Annotated in this window: 16 protein-coding genes, 1 tRNA gene, 3 rRNA genes and 1 pseudogene; 9 read left to right on the top strand and 12 right to left on the bottom strand. The window is 68.7% G+C overall.

All coding sequences use genetic code 11. The features are described 5' to 3' along the window. Nucleotides 1–137 precede the first annotated feature (137 nt). A pseudogene (locus AB0761_RS24185) lies at nucleotides 138–1,276 on the bottom strand (LLM class flavin-dependent oxidoreductase). 178 nt (nucleotides 1,277–1,454) lie between these two features. Between AB0761_RS24185 and AB0761_RS24180 the strand changes: the two are divergent. From AB0761_RS24180 to AB0761_RS24170, 3 genes are all read left to right on the top strand, one after another. Next, the gene (locus tag AB0761_RS24180; RefSeq protein WP_377271237.1) at nucleotides 1,455–2,759 is read left to right on the top strand and encodes a multidrug effflux MFS transporter; all 1,305 of its coding nucleotides are present in this window, start codon (nucleotides 1,455–1,457) and stop codon (nucleotides 2,757–2,759) included. A 46-nt stretch (nucleotides 2,760–2,805) separates the two neighbouring features. After that, nucleotides 2,806–3,501, top strand: a complete 696-nt coding sequence (locus AB0761_RS24175; RefSeq protein WP_377271236.1) for a GPP34 family phosphoprotein — start codon at nucleotides 2,806–2,808, stop codon at nucleotides 3,499–3,501. A gap of 60 nt (nucleotides 3,502–3,561) precedes the next feature. Further along, nucleotides 3,562–3,637: transfer RNA gene (locus tag AB0761_RS24170), tRNA-Lys, on the top strand. Between the two features lie 514 nt (nucleotides 3,638–4,151). Here AB0761_RS24170 and AB0761_RS24165 read toward each other — a convergent pair. From AB0761_RS24165 to AB0761_RS24155, 3 genes are read right to left on the bottom strand one after another with little or no spacing between them, the layout of a single operon-like run. Beyond that, nucleotides 4,152–4,754: a hypothetical protein gene (locus AB0761_RS24165; protein ID WP_377271235.1), complete on the bottom strand. Its 603-nt coding sequence runs from the start codon at nucleotides 4,752–4,754 to the stop codon at nucleotides 4,152–4,154. 2 nt (nucleotides 4,755–4,756) lie between these two features. Beyond that, nucleotides 4,757–5,182 carry a hypothetical protein gene (locus AB0761_RS24160; protein WP_377271233.1) on the bottom strand — a complete coding sequence of 142 codons (426 nt, stop codon included), beginning with the start codon at nucleotides 5,180–5,182 and terminating at the stop codon, nucleotides 4,757–4,759. A 44-nt stretch (nucleotides 5,183–5,226) separates the two neighbouring features. Continuing rightward, entirely contained in the window at nucleotides 5,227–5,817 is a 591-nt protein-coding gene (locus tag AB0761_RS24155) for a DUF697 domain-containing protein (protein WP_377271232.1), read from the bottom strand. Between the two features lie 87 nt (nucleotides 5,818–5,904). Here AB0761_RS24155 and AB0761_RS24150 point away from each other — a divergent pair, with 87 nt between their 5' ends. Continuing rightward, a complete protein-coding gene (locus tag AB0761_RS24150) occupies nucleotides 5,905–7,032 on the top strand; it encodes a helix-turn-helix transcriptional regulator (RefSeq protein WP_377271231.1) in 1,128 nt (375 codons plus the stop codon). A gap of 378 nt (nucleotides 7,033–7,410) precedes the next feature. Next, on the top strand, nucleotides 7,411–8,250 hold the full coding sequence (locus AB0761_RS24145; protein ID WP_377274298.1) for a class I SAM-dependent methyltransferase: 840 nt from the start codon (nucleotides 7,411–7,413) through the stop codon (nucleotides 8,248–8,250). A gap of 291 nt (nucleotides 8,251–8,541) precedes the next feature. Here AB0761_RS24145 and AB0761_RS24140 read toward each other — a convergent pair whose 3' ends face one another. Next, nucleotides 8,542–9,396, bottom strand: a complete 855-nt coding sequence (locus tag AB0761_RS24140; protein WP_377271230.1) for an SAM-dependent methyltransferase — start codon at nucleotides 9,394–9,396, stop codon at nucleotides 8,542–8,544. A 285-nt stretch (nucleotides 9,397–9,681) separates the two neighbouring features. Between AB0761_RS24140 and AB0761_RS24135 the strand changes: the two genes are divergently transcribed. Genes AB0761_RS24135 through AB0761_RS24125 form a run of 3 tightly spaced genes read left to right on the top strand, consistent with a single transcriptional unit; the run spans nucleotide 9,682 to nucleotide 11,441 of the window. Then, complete coding sequence (locus tag AB0761_RS24135) at nucleotides 9,682–9,939, top strand: UBP-type zinc finger domain-containing protein (protein ID WP_377271229.1); 258 nt, start codon at nucleotides 9,682–9,684, stop codon at nucleotides 9,937–9,939. Nucleotides 9,940–9,944: 5 nt separating this feature from the next. Beyond that, nucleotides 9,945–10,586 carry a phosphoribosyltransferase gene (locus tag AB0761_RS24130; RefSeq protein ID WP_377271228.1) on the top strand — a complete coding sequence of 214 codons (642 nt, stop codon included), beginning with the start codon at nucleotides 9,945–9,947 and terminating at the stop codon, nucleotides 10,584–10,586. 27 nt (nucleotides 10,587–10,613) lie between these two features. Further along, on the top strand, nucleotides 10,614–11,441 hold the full coding sequence (locus AB0761_RS24125; protein ID WP_377271227.1) for an alpha/beta fold hydrolase: 828 nt from the start codon (nucleotides 10,614–10,616) through the stop codon (nucleotides 11,439–11,441). A gap of 22 nt (nucleotides 11,442–11,463) precedes the next feature. Here AB0761_RS24125 and AB0761_RS24120 read toward each other — a convergent pair whose 3' ends face one another. The 5 genes from AB0761_RS24120 to AB0761_RS24100 form a co-directional block, all read right to left on the bottom strand. Next, a complete protein-coding gene (locus tag AB0761_RS24120; RefSeq protein ID WP_377271226.1) occupies nucleotides 11,464–12,447 on the bottom strand; it encodes an aldo/keto reductase in 984 nt (327 codons plus the stop codon). 227 nt (nucleotides 12,448–12,674) lie between these two features. Continuing rightward, nucleotides 12,675–13,721 carry an NAD-dependent epimerase/dehydratase family protein gene (locus AB0761_RS24115; RefSeq protein WP_377271225.1) on the bottom strand — a complete coding sequence of 349 codons (1,047 nt, stop codon included), beginning with the start codon at nucleotides 13,719–13,721 and terminating at the stop codon, nucleotides 12,675–12,677. Between the two features lie 124 nt (nucleotides 13,722–13,845). Next, nucleotides 13,846–13,962, bottom strand: a 5S ribosomal RNA gene (rrf, locus tag AB0761_RS24110). Nucleotides 13,963–14,044: 82 nt separating this feature from the next. Next, nucleotides 14,045–17,163, bottom strand: a 23S ribosomal RNA gene (locus AB0761_RS24105). 267 nt (nucleotides 17,164–17,430) lie between these two features. Further along, a 16S ribosomal RNA gene (locus tag AB0761_RS24100) occupies nucleotides 17,431–18,946 on the bottom strand. The 16S, 23S and 5S rRNA genes sit together here, the layout of an rRNA operon. 399 nt (nucleotides 18,947–19,345) lie before the next feature. Between AB0761_RS24100 and AB0761_RS24095 the strand changes: the two genes are divergently transcribed. Continuing rightward, nucleotides 19,346–20,581: a cytochrome P450 gene (locus AB0761_RS24095; RefSeq protein ID WP_377271224.1), complete on the top strand. Its 1,236-nt coding sequence runs from the start codon at nucleotides 19,346–19,348 to the stop codon at nucleotides 20,579–20,581. Here AB0761_RS24095 and AB0761_RS24090 read toward each other — a convergent pair. Beyond that, entirely contained in the window at nucleotides 20,575–20,832 is a 258-nt protein-coding gene (locus AB0761_RS24090; RefSeq protein ID WP_377271223.1) for a MarC family protein, read from the bottom strand. The two genes, AB0761_RS24095 and AB0761_RS24090, sit on opposite strands and share 7 nt — an antisense overlap. Continuing rightward, complete coding sequence (locus AB0761_RS24085) at nucleotides 20,829–21,200, bottom strand: MarC family protein (RefSeq protein ID WP_377271222.1); 372 nt, start codon at nucleotides 21,198–21,200, stop codon at nucleotides 20,829–20,831. The genes AB0761_RS24090 and AB0761_RS24085 overlap by 4 nt, the downstream gene beginning before the upstream one ends. Nucleotides 21,201–21,474 lie beyond the last annotated feature (274 nt).

Genomic DNA, 21,474 nt, shown 5'->3' with positions numbered 1-21,474 from the left:
GCATCCGGGCCCCATGGGACCCGGTCCACCGCCCAGCCCTCACCCAGCGGCGGTCAGCCCGCCGACCCCGGCGAGGCCCGGCGCACCGCATCCCACCGGGCCCGGCGCACCGTCCCCGGCTCCACCCGAAGGTGCCGTCAGCCGGCCGTGGTCAGCCCGTACGCCTCCGCAATCAGTCCGTACGAGGCCAGTCGTGCCTCATGCCCATGGATGTGGGAGGTGATCATCAGCTCATCGGCGCCCGTACGCTTCCGCAGCTCCTCCAGCCCCTCCCGCACCGGGCCCGCCTCCCCCAGCACCACATTGCCCAGCCAGTCCGAGAGGAAGTCGGCCTCGAGCTCCGAGTACGGGTAGGACTCCGCCTCCTCCGGGGTGGGGATCGGCCCCGGCTGCCCGCGCCGCAACCGCAGCATGGCCAGGCCCGCACTCCGTGCCAGCCGCAGCGCCTGACGCTCGGTCTCCGCGGCGACCGCGCTCACCCCGATGACCGCATAGGGCTCGTCCAGCACCTCCGAGGGCCGGAACGACGAGCGGTAGAGATCCAGCGCCGGCACCGTGTTGGCGGCACTGAAGTGGTGTGCGAAGGCGAACGGCAGTCCCAGCTGCCCCGCGAGCCGAGCGCTGAACCCCGAGGAGCCCAGCAGCCACACCGGCGGCCGGCCCCCGCCGTCCGGCAGCGGCCCCGGCACGGCGGTGATCCGCTGGTACGGATGCCCGGGCGGGAAGTGCCCGTCCAGGAACCCGGTCAGCTCGGCCAACTGCTGCGGGAAGTCGTCGGCGCCCTCCCCGCGCCGCGCCGCAACGCCCGGGCCGTCGCCGGGTCGGTGCCGGGGGCACGGCCGAGCCCCAGGTCGATGCGCCCCGGGTGCAGGGCGTTCAACAGGCCGAACTGCTCAGCGACGGCCAGCGGGGCGTGGTTGGGCAGCATCACGCCGCCCGAGCCCAGTCGCAGGGTGCTGGTCGCCGCCGCCAGATGGGCGATCAGCACCGGCGGGGAGGAACTGGCGACACCGGGCATGCCGTGGTGCTCGGCCACCCAGAAGCGGTGGTAGCCCCACTCCTCCGCACGACGGGCCAGCTCGGTGGTGGCGTGCAGCGCCTCCCCGGGGGTGTAGCCGACGCCGACGGTCGCCAGGTCGAGGATCGACAGCGGCGCCGGGGCGCTGCCGCGCACCCTGCCCCGGATCCGGTCCTGCTGCTCCGCTCCGCTGTCGCTGCCCGTCACGGCGTTGCCCCTTCTGCTCGCCCAGTTCCGCCGAAGGGCTGCAACCGGCATCCGAGACGAGCTGTTCCCGCTTGGGCACGGCACCGTACGGTGTCAGTCGTCACAAGCGCTTCCACTCCTTACCCACACCCCCCACACCGCGCTCCATCCACACCCCAGCCCGCTCCATCCACACCCCAGCCCGCTCCATCCACACCCCCGCCCGCCCCGTCCAGGAGCCCAGACCGGCATGCAGGACATACGCCCCTCCGCAGCCCCCGACGCCACCCCGCCCGCAGCACCGCCCGTCACCGGGCCGACCCCGGCGCACCGCACCGGACTGCTGCTCATCCTGGTGCTGGGCTCGCTCACCGCGCTCGCCCCACTGTCGATGGACCTCTACCTCCCCGCACTGCCCCGGGTCGCCGCGAATCTGCACACCAGCGACGGAACCGTCCAACTCACCCTCACCTCATGCCTGCTGGGCCTGGCAGCCGGCCAGCTGATCGCCGGCCCGCTCAGTGACGCACTCGGCCGCCGCCGCCCGCTGCTGGTCGGCATGGCGGTGTACGTGGTGGCCACCGCCGCCTGCGCCGCAGCCCCCGACGCCCGCCTGCTGATCGCCCTCCGGCTGATCCAGGGCCTGTCCGGGGCCGCCGGGATCGTGATCGCCCGCGCGGTGGTGCGCGATCTGTTCGACGGCCTCGCCGCCGCCCGCTTCTTCGCCTCGCTGATGCTGGTCTCGGGCACCGCTCCGATCCTCGCCCCGATGCTGGGCGGGCAGATCCTGCGGTTCACCTCATGGCGCGGCGTCTTCGCGGTGCTCTCCGTGCTGGGACTGCTGATCCTCCTCGCCGCGGCGCTGCTGCTGCGCGAGACGCTGCCTCCCGCGCGCCGCCACAGCGGCGGCCTTCCCGACACCCTGCGCACCATGGGGGACCTGCTGCGGGACCGGGCCTTCACGGGCTATGTGCTCAGCGGCTCCTTCGGTTTCGCCTCGCTGTTCGCCTACGTCTCGGGGTCGTCGTTCGCCATCCAGCAGGTGTACGGGGCCTCACCGCAGACCTTCAGCCTGCTCTTCGGCCTCAACTCGGTGGGCCTGGTCGCCATGAGCCAGCTCAACGGCAAGGTGCTGATGGGCCGCTTCCGGGCCCATCGGGTGCTGCTGCTGGGCATGACGGTGATGGGCGGCGCGGCTCTCGTCCTGGTCCTGCTGGTCACCCTGACCGACGCCGGGCTGCCCTGGATCGCGGCCTGCCTCTTCGGCACCGCCGCCGGTCTCGGCCTGGTCACTCCGACCACCACCGCTCTGTCGCTGCAGCGCACTCCGCACGCCGCCGGAAGCGGCTCAGCACTGCTCGGCACTCTCCAGTTCACCGTCGGGGCGGCGTCCCCCGCCCTGGCCGGTCTCGGCAGCGGCGGCAGCGACGGCGGCAGCGCGCTGCCGATGGCCGCGACGATGCTCGGCATGGCCCTGCTCGCAGCGGTGACCTTCCTGGCCTTCTGCCGGCCCTGGCGCCCGACTCCCGACCCGCTGTCCGCCCCCACCGGCTGAGACCGATCGGCGGCCCGCCCGTGCAACCGCGGCCCCCACTTCCGGCGTGCCTGCGGGTACGGGCGTCGCACCGCCCGACGAGGAGGCGAGCGCCATGCACGACCACCCGCCGGTGAACCTGCCCGAAGAACTTCTGCTGCTCTGCGCCGACCCCCGGTCGGGGCAGCTGCGGCGGCCCCACCACTTCGACCGGGTTCTGGGCGGAGCGGTTCTCGCCGAGCTGCTCGCCGTCGGCGCCCTCGCCGTACAGGACAAGAGGATCACCGAGGTCCGCCCACTGCCGGTCGGCGACCCGGTCGCCGACCGGATCCTGGCCGAACTCTCCGAAACCGGCAAGCGGCCACGGCACCTCGCCCTGGACCGCTGGGTCCGCCGGGCCTCCTCCCGCGTCGCCCGGACGTACCTCGACGCACTGACGGCCCGTGGCCTGCTCACCGTCCGCCGGCGCCGCGTCCTGGGGATCTTCCCCGCCATGACGTACACCGCGACACTTCCCGGCTGGCCCAAGGCCGGCGCGGACCGCATCCTGCGCGCCCTCCCCACCGCCGGCCCCTACGACCCCACGGCCCGCGACCTACAGCTGGCCGCGCTGGTCGGCACGGTCAGCCTCGACCGCCGCCTCTTCCCCGGTCCGGACGGCCGCCCCATCCGCAAGCGCCTCGGGGAACTCTCCCGCACCACCCCGATCGCCGCGGCAGTCCGCCGCGTGATCAGCTCCGACGAGGCAGCCGCCAGCAGCTGACCCGCCCCGACCGCACCGGGGGCACTCCCAGAGCTCGGGTACTATTTACGCAGAAAGCGGGCGCCGCTAGCTCAACTGGCAGAGCAGCTGACTCTTAATCAGCGGGTTCGGGGTTCAAGTCCCTGGCGGCGCACCAGAAACAACGCGTTTGGCCTGGCCTTTCTCGCAGCAGCGAGAAAGGCCGGTGTCGTTTCCGGGGGGTGCTGGGGCGCCGGTTTCGAGGTGCGTCGCCGGCCGAGTCGGCTGGTGCGGGGCCTCGGCTGGCGCTGGGGCTGGTCGGCGGTGAGGGCGGCGCGGCGGAGTCGGCGCGGTTTAGCCCGCCCCGACCACAAACCCGCTGGTCAGGCCGCTGCCGCGAGTCGATCTCGCCAGGCGGTGCGCACCTCGGTGTGGGATTCGGTGGCCGATGGCGGACTGGAGCCGTGGGCCGTTGTATTCGGTGATCCAGTTCTTGATGTCGCGTCGGGCGGTGGCGCGGTCGGGCCGGCGGTCTCGTCCGGTCTCCGACCTCAGCGTGGCGAAGAAGAACTCCGCTGCGGCGCCGTCCAGACATCACCGTGCCGACTCCACGGCATGACCCGAGCCGCCGGCCGCCCCTACCGCCACCTGCTGGAACTCCTCGACGAGGCGATCTGCTGACGCCCCATCCGTCAGCCGCGCTTGTGCGTGTAGTAACGCCGTGCCTGCGTGGCGAAGGCGTCGACGAACGCGGCGGTCGCGCCCCCGGCGATGCCCGCGCCGATCACCGGCGCCATGCTGGCGCCTGCCTCGCCGGCGACATACGCCGCCAGCTTGACGCCCAGTAGGCCGAGGAAGCCGGGCACGGCCTGTTCCAGCAGGGAGCGGGCCACCGCCGCGTCCTCGGCGGTGCCGTTCGACCGCAGGGCCCTGAGGTCGATCCCGCCGAAGGCGGCGCGGGCCGCCGTCAGGTCCTCCTCGGAGACCGCGCCGGTCCACAGGCCTGTGATCAGCAGGATGTCGGTGACGGGGTCCACCGTCACGCCCAGGTCCTGGCCGACGGCCCACGCCACATGGGCCATCTTCCGGTAGGTGAACACCACCGAGGCGGGGGCTGCCACCAGCCACACCCCGGGGATCACGGTGCCCGCGGCGGCCAGCCCGACCGCCTGACTGCTCTGCCACCACTTCCAGCGGCTCGCGCTCTTCCACCGCTTGGCGTTCCGCAGCACCTCGTCCGCGTCCCCGAGGGCGGCAACGATGGCCTTGAACGCGAGTTCGTCGCGCAGCGGCATGGTCAGCTCTTCCAGGTGACGTCGTTGGGGCTGACGTGCTCCCCGGTGGACTGGAGCACCGGGCCGCCGGTGCCGCTCTGGATCACGATGTCGCCGTTGTGGTTGACGCCCTGCCGGTAGAAGCCCTCGTAGCCGAACTTGGGGTCGGTGGCGTCGTGCGCGTGCACCGCCCCGTCGGGTACGGCGCTCCCCGCGTCGAAGCCGTCGACGTTGGCCGCGGTGGCCGCCGCGCCGCCGACCGGGTCGAGCAGGATCGTGGACACGATCGCGGAGGCGACGCCGCCGAGCACGACGGCGAACAGCTTGACGGTGAACTCCTCGCCATCCGGCGACAGTTCGAGGAAGTCGGAGACGTGCTTGCCGAGACGGCGGCCCGCCGCGCCCGCTGCGCGGCCGGCCGCCATGCTGGGAAGGAGCGACCAAGGCATGGCTGAACTCCTCTGCTGTAGATCTGTTGCCGGTGTGTCGGGGATCAGTTGCCGGCCATGCGGGCGATCTTCTGCCGGAGCCCCGCATCTGCGACCAGTGCGTCGAGCAGCTTCTCGTAGCCGAGGCTGGTCAGGACCTTGATCAGCCACCTGCCGGTGTCCGAGTCGAGGAACGCGTCCAGCTTCTTGAGCTCCATGCTCATCGCAAGCTCGCAGACCTTGATCCACGCCTCGCCCAGGGCCTTGGTCGCGGCCACGGCCACGGTCGCCGAGACGGTCGCGCCCACGGCAGCGCCGACCAGCGGCACGAACCGGACAGCCCGCTCCGCGAGCACCTTGGCGAACTGCCGCATCGCCGCCTGCGTCGCCTTCTTGGCGGCGGCGCGGCTGACCTTGGCCGTGCCGGCGCCCAGCAGCAGCGAGACCGGGGCGATGGCGGCCCGCTCGCACGCGGGCAGACCGTAGGCGTCGGCGATCTCGCGGATCATCCGGATCTGGACCGGTGCCACCAGTGCCACGTCCACCATCGGCACCGGCAGTGCCCCCGCCGCACCGCCGACCACACCGGCCGTCACCGTGGCGGACTTGACCACCGACTTCGCGCTCTTCCTCGCGTTCTGGAACTGCTCGTTCATGGCCACCACCCCCTTGAGCTCACAGTAAGGCCACAACTCCTCCGCAGAACATCCCATGCACATGGGATGCCGCCCTACACTCGCCCCATGGCGTCACGCGATCTCAACGGCCATGGTCCGCAGAGGCGTTCGGGCACCGCCGACCCGGAGCCGCTGGACGTGCTCAAGGGCGCCGCCACCTCCCTGCTGCGCCGGGTGCCGGCGGACGTGTGGTGCGCGGTAATGCTGGATCCGGCCACGCTGCTGGACACCGGCGGCCTGCACGAGAACGGCTTCAGCACGGAGGCGATGCCCCGGCTGTTCGAGATCGAGCACGGCGAGCAGACCGGCGTCGACAACATCCGCGCCCTCGCCCGGCGGCGGACCGCAAGCAGCCTGCTCAGCGTGTCGACCGGGGGCGACCTGGCGCAGAGCGTCTACTACCGCGACATCCTCGCGCCGGCCGGGCTGGCGGACGAGCTGCGCGTCACGCTCAAGGCGGACGGCTGCACCTGGGGACTGCTGGTGCTGTGCCGGGCCCGCGACTCCGCGCCCTTCACTGCGAAGGACCTGGCGTCGGCCGAGGCCGCCGGCCCCTCCGCCGCCGCGGAGCTGCGCCGGGCGCTGCTGCTCAAGGGCATCGACAACGTCGAGGTGCCGGATGCGCCCGGCCTGGTGACGGCCCGTCCGGACGGCCGGATCACCTACGTCAGCCGGATCGCCGACTACTGGCTGGCGCAGGTCTCCGAGCGGCACCGCGACGCCGGCACCTCCACCACCCACACGCTGACCGCGGTGCTCAGCCACGCGCGCCACCGCACGTCGACGGACCCGGTGTCGGCGCGGGTGCGCCTCAGCTCCGGCCGCTGGCTGACCATCAGCGCCTGGACCGAGGCGCTCGGGGATGAGGAGACGGTCATCGCCTCGCTGACGCCGAGCCTGCCTGCGGCCCTGGCCGCGCTGGTCCTCAACGGCTACGGCCTGACACCTCGGGAGCGCCAGATCGCCCAGCTGGTCATCCTGGGCCGGGGCTACGCCGAGATCGGCGACTCGCTGGGCATCCGCGAGCAGACCGTCAACGACCACATGCGCAAGGTCTTCGCGAAGACCGGCGTCGGCAACCGCATCGAGCTCTGCACGGAACTGTTCACCCGCCACCACCTGCCGGTCCTCGCAGATCCGCCGCTCTCGACGGACGGCCGCCTCATGGGCCCGGATGAGCGCACCACGCGGTGACGGAGGTACACGACACCGGAGGCGAAAGCGCGGCTCCCCACAGCTCCAGCTCCACTCGCCGCCCGGCCTGCGGGAAGAACGGCGCGCCGCCGCCTACCAGCGCCGGGTGCACCCGGATCAGGCACTCGTCCATCAGGCCCACGGCGGCCGCTTGGGCGGCGACGTCCGGGCCGCCGGGGCGATGTCGCCGGGGGGGGCGAGGTTGGACGCGCAGCCGGGTGATCTCCTCCGCGAGGGTGCCGGCCGCCGGACGGTTACTGCTGCCGGGCTCACCGACGGGTGTCCCTCGCGACCGGCAGTTCCGCGCCGCACCAGCCCGTCCGGCCTGGAATCATCGACCACCGGAAAGGCATGCATCCCTGAGAGGTGGTGGTTGATGTGGTTGCCGGCTGGGAGTGGGATGAGACGTTGTTCTCGGGCACGGCCGCCTACTACGCACGTGGGAGGCTCCCCTATGCCCCGGGTCTGGCGGACGTGCTCGCCGAAGCCCTGCAACTCGACGGGCAGGGACGCCTTCTGGATGTGGGATGCGGCCCCGGCACAATCGCCCTGACGCTGGCGGACCTGTTCGCCGAGATCGTCGGTGTCGACCCGGACGGCGGGATGATCGCCGAAGCCGGGCGCGGAGCCACCGAGGCCGGGGTGGCCGGGAAGGCGAAGTGGGTGAAGGCTCGGGCCGAGGATCTGCCCGCAGGACTGGGACCGTTCACCGTCGCGGCCTTCGCCCAGTCCTTCCACTGGATGGATCGTGACCTGGTGGCGGCCACCGTTCGGGAGATGCTCGTTCCCGGTGGGGCGCTGGTCCATGTCTCGGACCTGAAGACGGAGGTCCGCAGCAGCGAGGGGCTTCCTCACCCGGCGGTGCCGTATGCGGCCATGGAGGACCTGGTCAAGCACTATCTGGGACCGGTCCGACGAGCCGGCCAGGGGGTGCTGCCGCAGGGAACACCCGGCGGTGAGTCAGCCATCTACGCACGGGCGGGGTTCACCGGCCCCCAGCGCCATGTCGTCCCCGGCGGCCGGCCACTGGAACGCACCTGCGAGGACGCCGTCGCCTGGATGTTCTCGATGTCGTACTCGGCTCCGCACCTCTTCGGCCCGCGCCGCGACGAGTTCGAGGCCGATCTGCGCCGGCTGCTGCGGGACGCCTCCCCGTCGGGCCGGTTCTCCGAACGCCAGCCGAGCACCGAGGTCTTCATCTGGTGGAAGGCCCGCTGAACGGCACATCCGTCGACCGTCCGATCCCCTCCACCCGCACGGCCGCCCGGCCGGTGTCCCGCGCTGGAACTGGACCCCCCGCTCAGCCATTCGGGTGGCTCAGGCCGTCGGGTAGGCGGTGGCACGCCGAGGAAGTCCGCCGGCCGTGTGATCCGAATCCGGCACCCACCCAACGCCCTCTCCCCCACCAAGCGGCGTGTCCCCGGCGGTGAAGGCGGCATTCACCTGGGAGGGTGGCCCGGCTGCCAGCAGGGCCGGAGACGCAGCGACGGACAGAGCCGGCCCACCGGCTCAGGGCTTGCGGGCGACGGCCCCGTACCCCATGACACGGTCGCCGAGCTCCAGCACCTCGTCCTCGTCGTCGCCGTCCGGGTTCCAGCGGCAGACCAGGCCCGGCTCCACCACCTCCAGACCGTCGAAGAAGCGCAGCACCTCCCCGTGGGGGCGCATGGTCATCTGTGCCGACGCTGTCCGCCAGCCCTGCGAGGCCTTGGCCGCACGCTCGGGATCGGCGTCGGGCGAGGCATGGGTGAGCAGCAGGAAACTGCCGGACGGGAGTGCGTCGACCAGCCGGGAGACGATCTCGAACGGCCGTTCCTCGTCGCGGATGAAGTGCAGGATGGAGATCAGCAGCAGGGCCACCGGCTGCTCGAGGTCGATCACCTCGCGGACGCCCGGCGCGGCCAGGATCTTCTCCGGCTCCCGCAGGTCGGCCTGGGTGAAGGTGGTGCGTCCCAGGCCGTGCCCGGCCATCAGCGCCCGGGCGTGCGCCAGCACGATGGGGTCGTTGTCCACATAGGCGACGCGTGCGTCGGGGGCGACGGACTGCGCCGTCTCATGGGTGTTGCCCGCGGTGGGGATGCCGGTGCCGATGTCGAGGTACTGGCGAATGCCCCGCCGTGCCGTCCAGCGCACCGCGGACCGCAGGAACTGCCGGTTCAGCCGGAGCGTGAGCGGCAGCTCGGGCATCGCGGCCAGCACGGTCTGTGCGGCGGCGCGGTCGGCGGCGAAGTTGTCCTTGCCGCCGAGGAGATAGTCGTACATCCGGGCGGTGTGCGGTATCGAGGTATCGATCTCGACCAGGGGCTGCGTCTCGACCTCGTCGAGTCTCGGCAGCCCCGCCATGTTCCGCTGCGTCCCCGCCATCCCTCGCCCCTTCGCGGCTGCTTCTCGACGGTCGAATCCGGCACGGCCGCCCCAGGACTGATGTCCCGTCATAACGCGGGGCCGCTCCCGCGCGCCCCCGCCGGACGTTCAGACTACCCACCCGTACACCGCGCCGGACGGCTACCCGGATTCCGGCCGGCACACCCCGCCCGCGCCCCGCCCCCTCGCGCCGCCGCCGGGCGAACCCGCCCAGCCGGCCGTTCGAGGTGCCGCGCCCGGCCCGGAGTGAGAGGCTGACTTGCGTCGCCGAGGCGGGAGACCACCATGATCTGTGCACATCTGGCCGATGCGGGCTCGCCACAGCCCGTGGCCGTCGAAGGCTGCCAGGACTGCCTCGCAGCCGGGCAGCACGACTGGGTCCATCTGAGGAAGTGCCTGTCCTGCGGCCACATCGGCTGCTGCGACTCCTCTCCCCGCAAACACGCCACGGCGCACTACGACGACACCGGCCACCCGGTGATCAAGTCGGCGGAACCCGGCGAGGACTGGCGGTGGTGCTACGTGGACGGCGCGTTCGGATGACCCCGATGCGCTTCCACAACCGGCGGGAGGCCGGCCGCGCACTGGCCGCGGAGCTCCTGGAACGGCAGCAGGCCGGTGAACTGCCCGACCCCCTGGTCTTCGGGCTGCCCCGCGGAGGGCTGCCGGTGGCCCGCGAGGTGGCCGAGTGCCTGGGCGCACCGCTGGAGGCCCTGGTCGCGCGCAAGATCGGCGCCCCCGGGCAGCCGGAGCTGGCCATCGGCGCGATCGCCGGTGACGCCCCGCCGCTCTGGGACCACGAGGCACTGCGGTGGCTCGGCGCCACGGCGGAGGAACTCGCCCCGCTCGCCGACAAGGAACGCCTGGAACTGCGCCGCCGCGAGGCCCTCTACCGGGAGGACCGCCCCGTCCGCGAACTGGCCGGACGCACCGCCGTGGTCGTCGACGACGGGCTGGCCACCGGCTACACGGCCCGCGCGGCGGTGCGCTCGCTGCGCGAGCACCACCCGGCGCGGGTGGTGGTGGCCGTGCCCGTGGGCTCGCAGGAGGCCGTCCAGCTGCTGTCCCAGGAGGCCGACCAGGTGGTGTGCCTGGAGCAGCCCGCCGCGTTCGGCTCTGTGGGGCGCTGGTACGAGGACTTCGAGCAGCTCACCGATGACGAGGTGCTGGAACTGCTGCGCGGCGACTGACGCCACCCGCGTGGCATGATCGGCCCCATGCAGCTGCACACCCGTGAGTGGGGCACCGGAGAACGGCTCGCCATCCTGGTGCACGGGATGATGTCGGACCATCGGACCTGGCATCGGCTCGGCCCGCTGCTGGCCGACCGAGGCTACCGGGTGATCGCCGTCGATCTGCGCGGCCACGGACTCAGCCGACGCGGCGACGACGCGGCGGCCGAGGCTGCGACTGCGGCTGCGACTGCGGCTGGGGCTGGGACCGAAGACAGGACCGAGACCGACGCCGTCGCAGGCCCAGGTCCCGGCCCCGAACGCCCCGGCAGCGCCCCCGGCGACCGCTACCGCCCGGAGCACCTCGCCCAGGACCTGGTCGACACCCTGCCCTCCGGCGCCGAGCTGGCGCTCGGCCACTCGCTCGGCGGCCTCGCCCTGTCGCTGGCCGTCGACCGGCTGCGTCCGCGCCGCGCCGTCTACTCCGACCCGGCATGGTGCGTCCGCGGCCCGGGCCGGGGCCTGGACCCGGCCGGGTTCTCCTGGTTCCGCTCGGCCGCCCGCGAGCAGATCGCCGCCCTCAATCCGCGCTGGGACAGTCAGGACGTCGACATCGAACTGGCCACCCTGGCCCTGTGGGACCCCACGACCGGCGCCGGCCTCTCCCACCTGGCGGGCCACCCCCTGCTCCCCGAGCGCCCCGTGGTGCCCTCCCTGGTCCAGCTCGCCGACCCCAGCTTCCTGGTCGGCCCCAAGGATGCCTCCGAACTGCGGCTGCGCGGCTTCGAGGTGCGTACGGTCGCCGGGGCGGGCCACACCATCCACCGGGACGACTTCGAGGGGTTCATGTCGTCCCTGGACGGATGGATCTGACACCGCCCCGGCCCGGTCGGCCTCACCAGCGGCCGTGCACCTGCTCCCGGATCCGCCGGTCGTAGAGGTCCCGGATCGCGGCCAGGGTCGCGGACGACAGCGGCGGCAGCCCGGCAGCCGCGGCATTGGCCCGTGCCTGCTCCGCGGAGCGTGCCCCGGGGATCACCGAGGACACCCCCGGCAGCTGCACGATCCACCGCAGCGCGGTCTGTGCCGGGGACATCCCCTCGGGAGCCAGTTCGGCGAACTCGGCGGCCGCCTCCAGACCGGTCCCGTAGTCCACCCCGGAGAAGGTCTCCCCCTGGTCGAACGCCTCACCGTGGCGGTTGTACGACCGGTGGTCGTCCGCAGCGAAGACCGTCTCACGGGTGTAGCGCCCGGACAGCAGCCCCGAGGCCAGCGGCACCCGGGCGATGATGCCCACCCCGGCCTCGGCCGCCGCCGGCAGCACCTCCTCCAGCGGCTTCAACCGGAACGGGTTGAGGATGATCTGCACACTCGCCGTACCGGGACGCGCAATCGCGGTCAGTGCCTCCGCGCAGGTCTCCACGCTCACCGCATACGCCGCGATCCGCTGCTCGGCCACCAGGGTGTCCAGCGCGTCGAACACCTCGTCCGAGGAGTACACCGCAGTCGGCGGGCAGTGCAGCTGGACCAGGTCGAGCGTGTCCACGCCGAGGTTGGCCCGGGAGCGGTCCGTCCAGCTGCGGAAGTTCTCCAGGGTGTAGTGCTCGGGCCGCTGCTCCACCCGTCGGCCCATCTTGGTCGCCACAAAGACCCCGGCGTCGGGGCGCTCCCGCAGGAAACGGCCGATCAGCTGCTCGCTGCGCCCGTCCCCGTAGACGTCGGCGGTGTCGAAGAACGTCACCCCCTCCTCGACGGCTGCGTCCAGCACCCGCAGGGCGTCCTCCTCACGCACCTGTCCCCAGTCGGCACCCAGCTGCCACGTTCCCAGCCCGACGACGGACACCTTGCGGCCCGTCCTGCCCAGTACTCGCTGCTCCATGGGACGAATCGTACGGCCAGTCAACAAACCACGGGCCGGACGCCGTGGCAGGCGGAGCAGCCGCACTCCACCCGCAGTCCGCGACCGCCCACGACCTCGGGCCCGGCACCGGTGTGTCCTCCGGACCGTGAGCGCGATACCGGCCCACCCACAGTTGCGGCCCTGTCCATCGGCACGGAAGCCGGTGGACAGGGCCGCAGTCCGAATCAGTCCCGCCGGTACGCTCATCAAGATCCGGAGGAAGGCTCCGGGTCGGAGCCGGAGCGAGCGTCCCAGTCGGCGAGCAGACGGGCCTCCTTCGCCGGATCGATCCCCAGGAGAGTCTCGCCCTGAGCGTACGGCGGCGCCTCCGGGCCCCGCGAACGGACCCAGTCCCAGGTGTCGCGCACCGTCTCCGCGACCGGGCGGCAACTCAGGCCGTGGGCCAGCGCCTTGGCGGACGAGGGAAGCCACACGCCGTCGAGATCCGGCCCGGTCGGCGCCCACAGCGGCAGCTCCGTCCAGACACCGATCTCCCGCTCGGCCAGGAAGGCATCGTCGATCCACACCGGCTCGGCCTCGGCTCCGGTCACCGCGATGCACTCGTTCAGCAGATCGCCCCAGGTGGTGTTGGAACGCACCCCGGTCACCAGAAACCGTCCGGACGCGCCGGCCGACAGCTGGCGCAGCATGAAGCCCGCGATGTCGCGGGCGTCGACAAGCTGCATCGGCCGGGTGGGGTCACCGGGGGCCACCAGACGCCCGCCCCGGGCTACCCTCTCCAGCCACCAGGGCAGGCGGCCCACATTGTCGTAAGGGCCCACGATCAGACCCGGGTTGACGATCAGCACCCTTCCGTCGAAGCCCGCTTCCACCGCCCGCTCGCAGCCCGCCTTCAGCGCGTTGGGCATGGATACGTCCTCCCGAACCGCATCCGGCGCACACTCGTGCCGCGGCGAACCCTCGTCCACCTCCTTCGCAGGCCAGTCCGCATAGGCATGGCAGGAGGAGACGAAGAGGTACGTGCCGGCGTGGCCCGACAGCAGCCGGGCCGACTCCCCCACCAGCCGGGGCATCTGGCCGGCCATGTCGACCACGGCGTCCCACTCCCTGCCCGCGACAAGGGCTTCCAGATCCGCCGTCACCTCCCGGTCGCCGTGCACTGCTTCGACTCCGGGGACATCCGGGCCTGAACGGCCCCGGTTGAACGTGGTGACCTCGTCACCACGTTCCAGCGCCTGCTCCACGAAGGCGCGACCCACGAACTGCGTACCGCCCAAGACAAGAATGCGCATGCACGGAGCCTCCCCCGGTCCCGCGCACCCCGCCACCCTGTTCCGCCGTCAGCGGATCCTCCGTCAGCGAACGCAAAAGAGCCGTGGCCCCGACTTGTCGTCGGAGCCACGGCTCTGAATGATTGTTCGGCGGCGTCCTACTCTCCCACAGGGTCCCCCCTGCAGTACCATCGGCGCTGTAAGGCTTAGCTTCCGGGTTCGGAATGTAACCGGGCGTTTCCCTCACGCTATGACCACCGAAACACTATGAAACTCTCAACCCAACCCCCGAAGGGGCAGGGTCGGTCGTTGTTTCAGAACAACACAGTGGACGCGTAGCAACTATGGACAAGCCCTCGGCCTATTAGTACCGGTCAGCTCCACCCATTACTGGGCTTCCACACCCGGCCTATCAACCCCATCGTCTATGGGGAGCCTTACCCACTCAAGGTGGTGGGAGCCCTCATCTCGAAGCAGGCTTCCCGCTTAGATGCTTTCAGCGGTTATCCCTCCCGAACGTAGCCAACCAGCCATGCCCTTGGCAGAACAACTGGCACACCAGAGGTTCGTCCGTCCCGGTCCTCTCGTACTAGGGACAGCCCTTCTCAAGACTCCTACGCGCACAGCGGATAGGGACCGAACTGTCTCACGACGTTCTAAACCCAGCTCGCGTACCGCTTTAATGGGCGAACAGCCCAACCCTTGGGACCTACTCCAGCCCCAGGATGCGACGAGCCGACATCGAGGTGCCAAACCATCCCGTCGATATGGACTCTTGGGGAAGATCAGCCTGTTATCCCCGGGGTACCTTTTATCCGTTGAGCGACGGCGCTTCCACAAGCCACCGCCGGATCACTAGTCCCTGCTTTCGCACCTGCTCGACCCGTCGGTCTCACAGTCAAGCTCCCTTGTGCACTTACACTCAACACCTGATTGCCAACCAGGCTGAGGGAACCTTTGGGCGCCTCCGTTACCCTTTAGGAGGCAACCGCCCCAGTTAAACTACCCACCAGACACTGTCCCTGATCCGGATCACGGACCCAGGTTAGACATCCAGCACGACCAGAGTGGTATTTCAACGATGACTCCACAACCACTGGCGTGGCCGCTTCACAGTCTCCCACCTATCCTACACAAGCCGAACCGAACACCAATATCAAGCTATAGTAAAGGTCCCGGGGTCTTTCCGTCCTGCTGCGCGAAACGAGCATCTTTACTCGTAATGCAATTTCACCGGGCCCGTGGTTGAGACAGTCGAGAAGTCGTTACGCCATTCGTGCAGGTCGGAACTTACCCGACAAGGAATTTCGCTACCTTAGGATGGTTATAGTTACCACCGCCGTTTACTGGCGCTTAAGTTCTCAGCTTCGCCCCGACGAATCGAGACTAACCGGTCCCCTTAACGTTCCAGCACCGGGCAGGCGTCAGTCCGTATACATCGCCTTACGGCTTCGCACGGACCTGTGTTTTTAGTAAACAGTCGCTTCTCGCTGGTCTCTGCGGCCACCACCAGCTCAGGGAGAAAATCCCCTCACCAGCAATGGCCCCCCTTCTCCCGAAGTTACGGGGGCATTTTGCCGAGTTCCTTAACCACGGTTCACCCGAACGCCTCGGTATTCTCTACCTGACCACCTGAGTCGGTTTGGGGTACGGGCCGCCATGAAACTCGCTAGAGGCTTTTCTCGACAGCATAGGATCATCCACTTCACCACAATCGGCTCGGCATCAGGTCTCAGCCTCATGAGTGGCGGATTTGCCTACCACTCGGCCTACACCCTTACCCCGGGACAACCACCGCCCGGGATGGACTACCTTCCTGCGTCACCCCATCGCTCACCTACTACCAGCTCGGGCCACCGGCTCCACCACTCCCCCTCACTCCGAAGAGATCAGAGGCGGCTTCACGGGCTTAGCATCACTGGGTTCGACGCTGGCGCTTCATAGCGGGTACGGGAATATCAACCCGTTGTCCATCGACTACGCCTGTCGGCCTCGCCTTAGGTCCCGACTTACCCTGGGCAGATCAGCTTGACCCAGGAACCCTTGGTCAATCGGCGCAAGAGTTTCCCACTCTTGTATCGCTACTCATGCCTGCATTCTCACTCGTATACCGTCCACGACTGGCTCCCGCCGCCGCTTCACCCGGCACACGACGCTCCCCTACCCACCCACACCTTCGTTGGAAGTATTGTGTGAGTGACACGGCTTCGGCGGTGTACTTGAGCCCCGCTACATTGTCGGCGCGGAATCACTTGACCAGTGAGCTATTACGCACTCTTTCAAGGGTGGCTGCTTCTAAGCCAACCTCCTGGTTGTCTCTGCGACTCCACATCCTTTCCCACTTAGCACACGCTTAGGGGCCTTAGCCGGTGTTCTGGGCTGTTTCCCTCTCGACCACGGAGCTTATCCCCCGCAGTCTCACTGCCGTGCTCTCACTTACCGGCATTCGGAGTTTGGCTAAGGTCAGTAACCCGGTGAGGCCCATCGCCTATCCAGTGCTCTACCTCCGGCAAGAAACACACGACGCTGCACCTAAATGCATTTCGGGGAGAACCAGCTATCACGGAGTTTGATTGGCCTTTCACCCCTAACCACAGGTCATCCCCCAGGTTTTCAACCCTGGTGGGTTCGGGCCTCCACACGGTCTTACCGCGCTTCACCCTGCCCATGGCTAGATCACTCCGCTTCGGGTCTTGGGCATGCGACTCAAACGCCCTATTCGGACTCGCTTTCGCTACGGCTACCCCACACGGGTTAACCTCGCCACACACCGCAAACTCGCAGGCTCATTCTTCAAAAGGCACGCAGTCACGGCCACAGTCCGAAGACTGCAACGACGCTCCCACGGCTTGTAGGCACACGGTTTCAGGTACTATTTCACTCCGCTCCCGCGGTACTTTTCACCATTCCCTCACGGTACTATCCGCTATCGGTCACCAGGGAATATTTAGGCTTAGCGGGTGGTCCCGCCAGATTCACACGGGATTTCTCGGGCCCCGTGCTACTTGGGTGTTCTTCAAGCGAGCCGTACAGATTTCGTCTACGGGGGTCTTACCCTCTACGCCGGGCCTTTCGCATGCCCTTCGACTACCCATACGGTTTCTGACTCGCCGACCGGCCGGCAGACCGATCAAGAAAAAACCCACAACCCGCACGCGCAACCCCTGCCGGGTATCACACACATACGGTTTAGCCTCATCCGGTTTCGCTCGCCACTACTCCCGGAATCACGGTTGTTTTCTCTTCCTGCGGGTACTGAGATGTTTCACTTCCCCGCGTTCCCTCCACACTGCCTATGTGTTCAGCAGCGGGTGACAGCCCATGACGACTGCCGGGTTTCCCCATTCGGACACCCCCGGATCACAGCTCGGTTGACAGCTCCCCGGGGCCTATCGCGGCCTCCCACGTCCTTCATCGGTTCCTGGTGCCAAGGCATCCACCGTGCGCCCTTAAAAACTTGGCCACAGATGCTCGCGTCCACTGTGCAGTTCTCAAACAACGACCAGCCACCCACCTCACCCAGCATGGGACCGGCACCAAGGAAACCAAAAACCCGTTCCCTCAGGACCCAACAGCGCGCCCGACACAAGCAACCACGAACCCACCCGTTCCACACGCCGAAGCGCAGTACTAAGGCCAGCCCGAAAGCCACCCATGCCGAATATTCAACGTTCCACCCATGAGCAACCACACGAGGACATTCGCCCCGAGCTGGCCATATGCTCCTTAGAAAGGAGGTGATCCAGCCGCACCTTCCGGTACGGCTACCTTGTTACGACTTCGTCCCAATCGCTGGTCCCACCTTCGACGGCTCCCCCCACAAGGGTTGGGCCACCGGCTTCGGGTGTTACCGACTTTCGTGACGTGACGGGCGGTGTGTACAAGGCCCGGGAACGTATTCACCGCAGCATGCTGATCTGCGATTACTAGCGACTCCGACTTCATGGGGTCGAGTTGCAGACCCCAATCCGAACTGAGGCCGGCTTTTTGGGATTCGCTCCACCTCGCGGTATCGCAGCCCATTGTACCGACCATTGTAGCACGTGTGCAGCCCAAGACATAAGGGGCATGATGATTTGACGTCGTCCCCACCTTCCTCCGAGTTGACCCCGGCAGTCTCCTGTGAGTCCCCGACATTACTCGCTGGCAACACAGAACAAGGGTTGCGCTCGTTGCGGGACTTAACCCAACATCTCACGACACGAGCTGACGACAACCATGCACCACCTGTACACCGACCACAAGGGGGACCGTATCTCTACGGTTTTCCGGCGTATGTCAAGCCTTGGTAAGGTTCTTCGCGTTGCGTCGAATTAAGCCACATGCTCCGCCGCTTGTGCGGGCCCCCGTCAATTCCTTTGAGTTTTAGCCTTGCGGCCGTACTCCCCAGGCGGGGAACTTAATGCGTTAGCTGCGGCACGGACGACGTGGAATGTCGCCCACACCTAGTTCCCAACGTTTACGGCGTGGACTACCAGGGTATCTAATCCTGTTCGCTCCCCACGCTTTCGCTCCTCAGCGTCAGTATCGGCCCAGAGATCCGCCTTCGCCACCGGTGTTCCTCCTGATATCTGCGCATTTCACCGCTACACCAGGAATTCCGATCTCCCCTACCGAACTCTAGCCTGCCCGTATCGAATGCAGACCCGGGGTTAAGCCCCGGGCTTTCACATCCGACGCGACAGGCCGCCTACGAGCTCTTTACGCCCAATAATTCCGGACAACGCTCGCACCCTACGTATTACCGCGGCTGCTGGCACGTAGTTAGCCGGTGCTTCTTCTGCAGGTACCGTCACTTGCGCTTCTTCCCTGCTGAAAGAGGTTTACAACCCGAAGGCCGTCATCCCTCACGCGGCGTCGCTGCATCAGGCTTTCGCCCATTGTGCAATATTCCCCACTGCTGCCTCCCGTAGGAGTCTGGGCCGTGTCTCAGTCCCAGTGTGGCCGGTCGCCCTCTCAGGCCGGCTACCCGTCGTCGCCTTGGTAGGCCATCACCCCACCAACAAGCTGATAGGCCGCGGGCTCATCCTGCACCGCCGGAGCTTTCCACGCACCCCCATGCAGGAGTGCGTCATATCCGGTATTAGCACCGGTTTCCCGGTGTTGTCCCAGAGTGCAGGGCAGATTGCCCACGTGTTACTCACCCGTTCGCCACTGATCCACCCCGAAGGGCTTCACCGTTCGACTTGCATGTGTTAAGCACGCCGCCAGCGTTCGTCCTGAGCCAGGATCAAACTCTCCGTGAATGCTTAGATCCACGAGAGCGGCACGGCATCCGGCGGAATAAGCCGAACCCGCGCACAGCGTCCTCGCTGTACTTCATTCAAAGGAACCCAAAGGGTTCAAAAATCTGGCGTTGAATTTTGGCACGCTGTTGAGTTCTCAAGGAACGGACGCTTCCATCGAAACCCTTCCGGGCCCCTCCGGGCGCTTCCCTTCTTCGTGTCTCCAGCTTATCAGATCCGCTTACCGCTTTTCCGACCCCCGCTGGCGGGGTTACTGCAAATTCACTGCCGCTCACGGAGCGTTCCTGCCCCGGGCGACCTGTGAACTGTACGGCCTGGACCGCCGTGTCACCAAATCGGGCCCGATCCCCCTCGCCCGCCCTACTGACATCGCGTCAACAGCGGAGCATGCTGTCTGCCATGGACGCACTTGCTGCTGTCGAAGCCCTGCTCAGCCCCGAGGGCCGGAGCGATCCGTTCCCCTACTACGCGGCCCTGCACGAGCACGGGCCGGTGATCTCCCTCAGTGACAGCTACACCGTGGTGGTCGGGTACGACGCGCTCGGACGGGCGCTGCGGGACCCGGTGCTGCGGGAGGAGGGGGTGGAATGGGTGCAGCTGCGGTGGCCGGACGTGGCGGACCATCCGGCGGTGCGGCTCTTCTCCGACTCGATGCTCTTCTCGGGCGACCCGGGCCATGCCCGGGTGCGGCGGCTGGTGAGCAAGGTGTTCACGGCGCGGCGGGTGGCGGAGCTGGCGCCGGCGGTCGAGCGGCTGACCGACAGGCTGCTGGACAGGCTGGCCGAGCTGGGGTCGGACGGGTCGCCGGTCGACTTCATGGCGAAGTTCGCCTATGCCCTCCCCGTGTCGGTGATCTGCGAGCTGCTGGGGGTCCCCGAGCAGGACCGGCTGTGGTTCCGTCCGCTGGTGGCCGATCTTGCGGCCCAGCTGGAGCCGGTCTACTCGACGGAGCACCTGGCCGCGGCCGACGCCGCCGCGGTGTCCCTGCTCGACTACTTCACCGCACTGGTGGCGGAACGCAGCGCGGAGCCGCGTGACGATCTGGTGAGCGCCCTGGTGCAGGTGCGGGACGAGGACGACGGCCGGCTGAGCGACTGGGAGCTGCTCTGCAACCTGGTGCTGCTGCTGGCTGCGGGCTTCGAGACGACGACCAATCTGCTGGGCAACGGCCTCGCTCTGCTGCTGGACCAGCCGGGCCGTTGTGAGGCGCTGCGTGCCGACCCCTCGGCCGCGTCCGCGTATGTGGAGGAGTTCCTGCGGTTCGACTCCCCTGTACAGCTCACCGCGCGATGGGCGCCGGAGGGTGCGGTGGTGGACGGGGTCGTGGTGCCGCCGGGGGGTGAGGTGCTGCTGCTGATGGGGGCGGCCAACCGTGATCCGGCGCGGTTCGAGCGGCCGGATGTCTTCGACCCCGAGCGACCGGCGAACCAGCCGTTGAGCTTCGGCGGCGGGCCGCACTTCTGCCTGGGGGCGGCGCTGGCCCGGCTTGAGGGGCGTACGGCCTTCGGGCGGTTGCTGGAGCGGTTCCCGCGAATGGAGGCGGCGGACGGGCGGACGCGTCGTGACCGGCTGACGCTCCGCGGCTATGCCTCCCTCCCGGTGGCGCTGGCGTCGGCGGCCGGGGGCGGTCAGTAGTCGCGGGACCCCAGGTGCACGCCCAGGGTCGCCACCCCGTCCAGGACCAGGTCGACGCCGACCGCGGCGAGCAGCAGGCCGAGCAGGCGGCCCAGCACCTCGATGGCGGTGTGGTGGGTGCGCTGGAGCACCCTGGTGAGGAGGAGTACGCAGAGCAGGTCGACGGCGATGACGGCCACATAGGCGCCGCCCACGGTGGCGCGCCAGGCCCAGTCGTCCCTCGCGACGGCTTCGAGGAGCAGGGCGGTCATCGCGAGCGGGCTGACGTGAAGGGCAGCAGCAGTTCCCGTACGCCCTCCGCGAGGCCGGGGCCTGTCGTTCCGGGTTCGCTGCCGAGGTGGAGGCCGAGGACGAGGCCGATGGCATAGATGAAGAAGATGGCCCCGCCGGCGATCTCCAGGGCCTGGGTGCTGATGTGGAAGAGGCCGTAGAGGGCGGGTGCCGCGAAGTCCGCGAGGAGTCCGATGAAGGCTGCTGCCGCAGCGGAGACCAGGGCCAGGGTGTGGAGTTCGGCGGTGGTCCTCGAGCGCGCGAGTGCCGCGAAGGAGAGCAGCACCTTGGGCGGGCCGACGACCGCGAGGAAGGCGATGAAGGCTCCACCGAGACTCAGCTGGTTCATGGTCGCATCATCGTCGGGGCGGGATCGGCAGCCGGGCGGTGACACACGGCGTCGGCCGTCCCTGTTCCTGGCAGGGGCGGCCGACGCCTGCGGGGGTTCATCCTGCCCGATCCGGGGCGTTCCGGTCAGTGGCCACCCGCGGTGAGGCGGTAACGAGTCGGTGACGGAGTGAATTCTGCTTGGCACGCGAAATTCACCGTATGTAGAATTCAACCGGCGTCGCGCTCTGTGGAACTCAGATGTTAACCGCGTCACACAGGGGTCCTTCAGGGCA

The organism is Peterkaempfera podocarpi (genome assembly GCF_042466665.1).
Classification (GTDB): domain Bacteria; phylum Actinomycetota; class Actinomycetes; order Streptomycetales; family Streptomycetaceae; genus Peterkaempfera; species Peterkaempfera podocarpi.
Note: the sequence above shows the minus strand (reverse complement) of the source record. Positions and strands in the feature narration are given on the sequence as shown.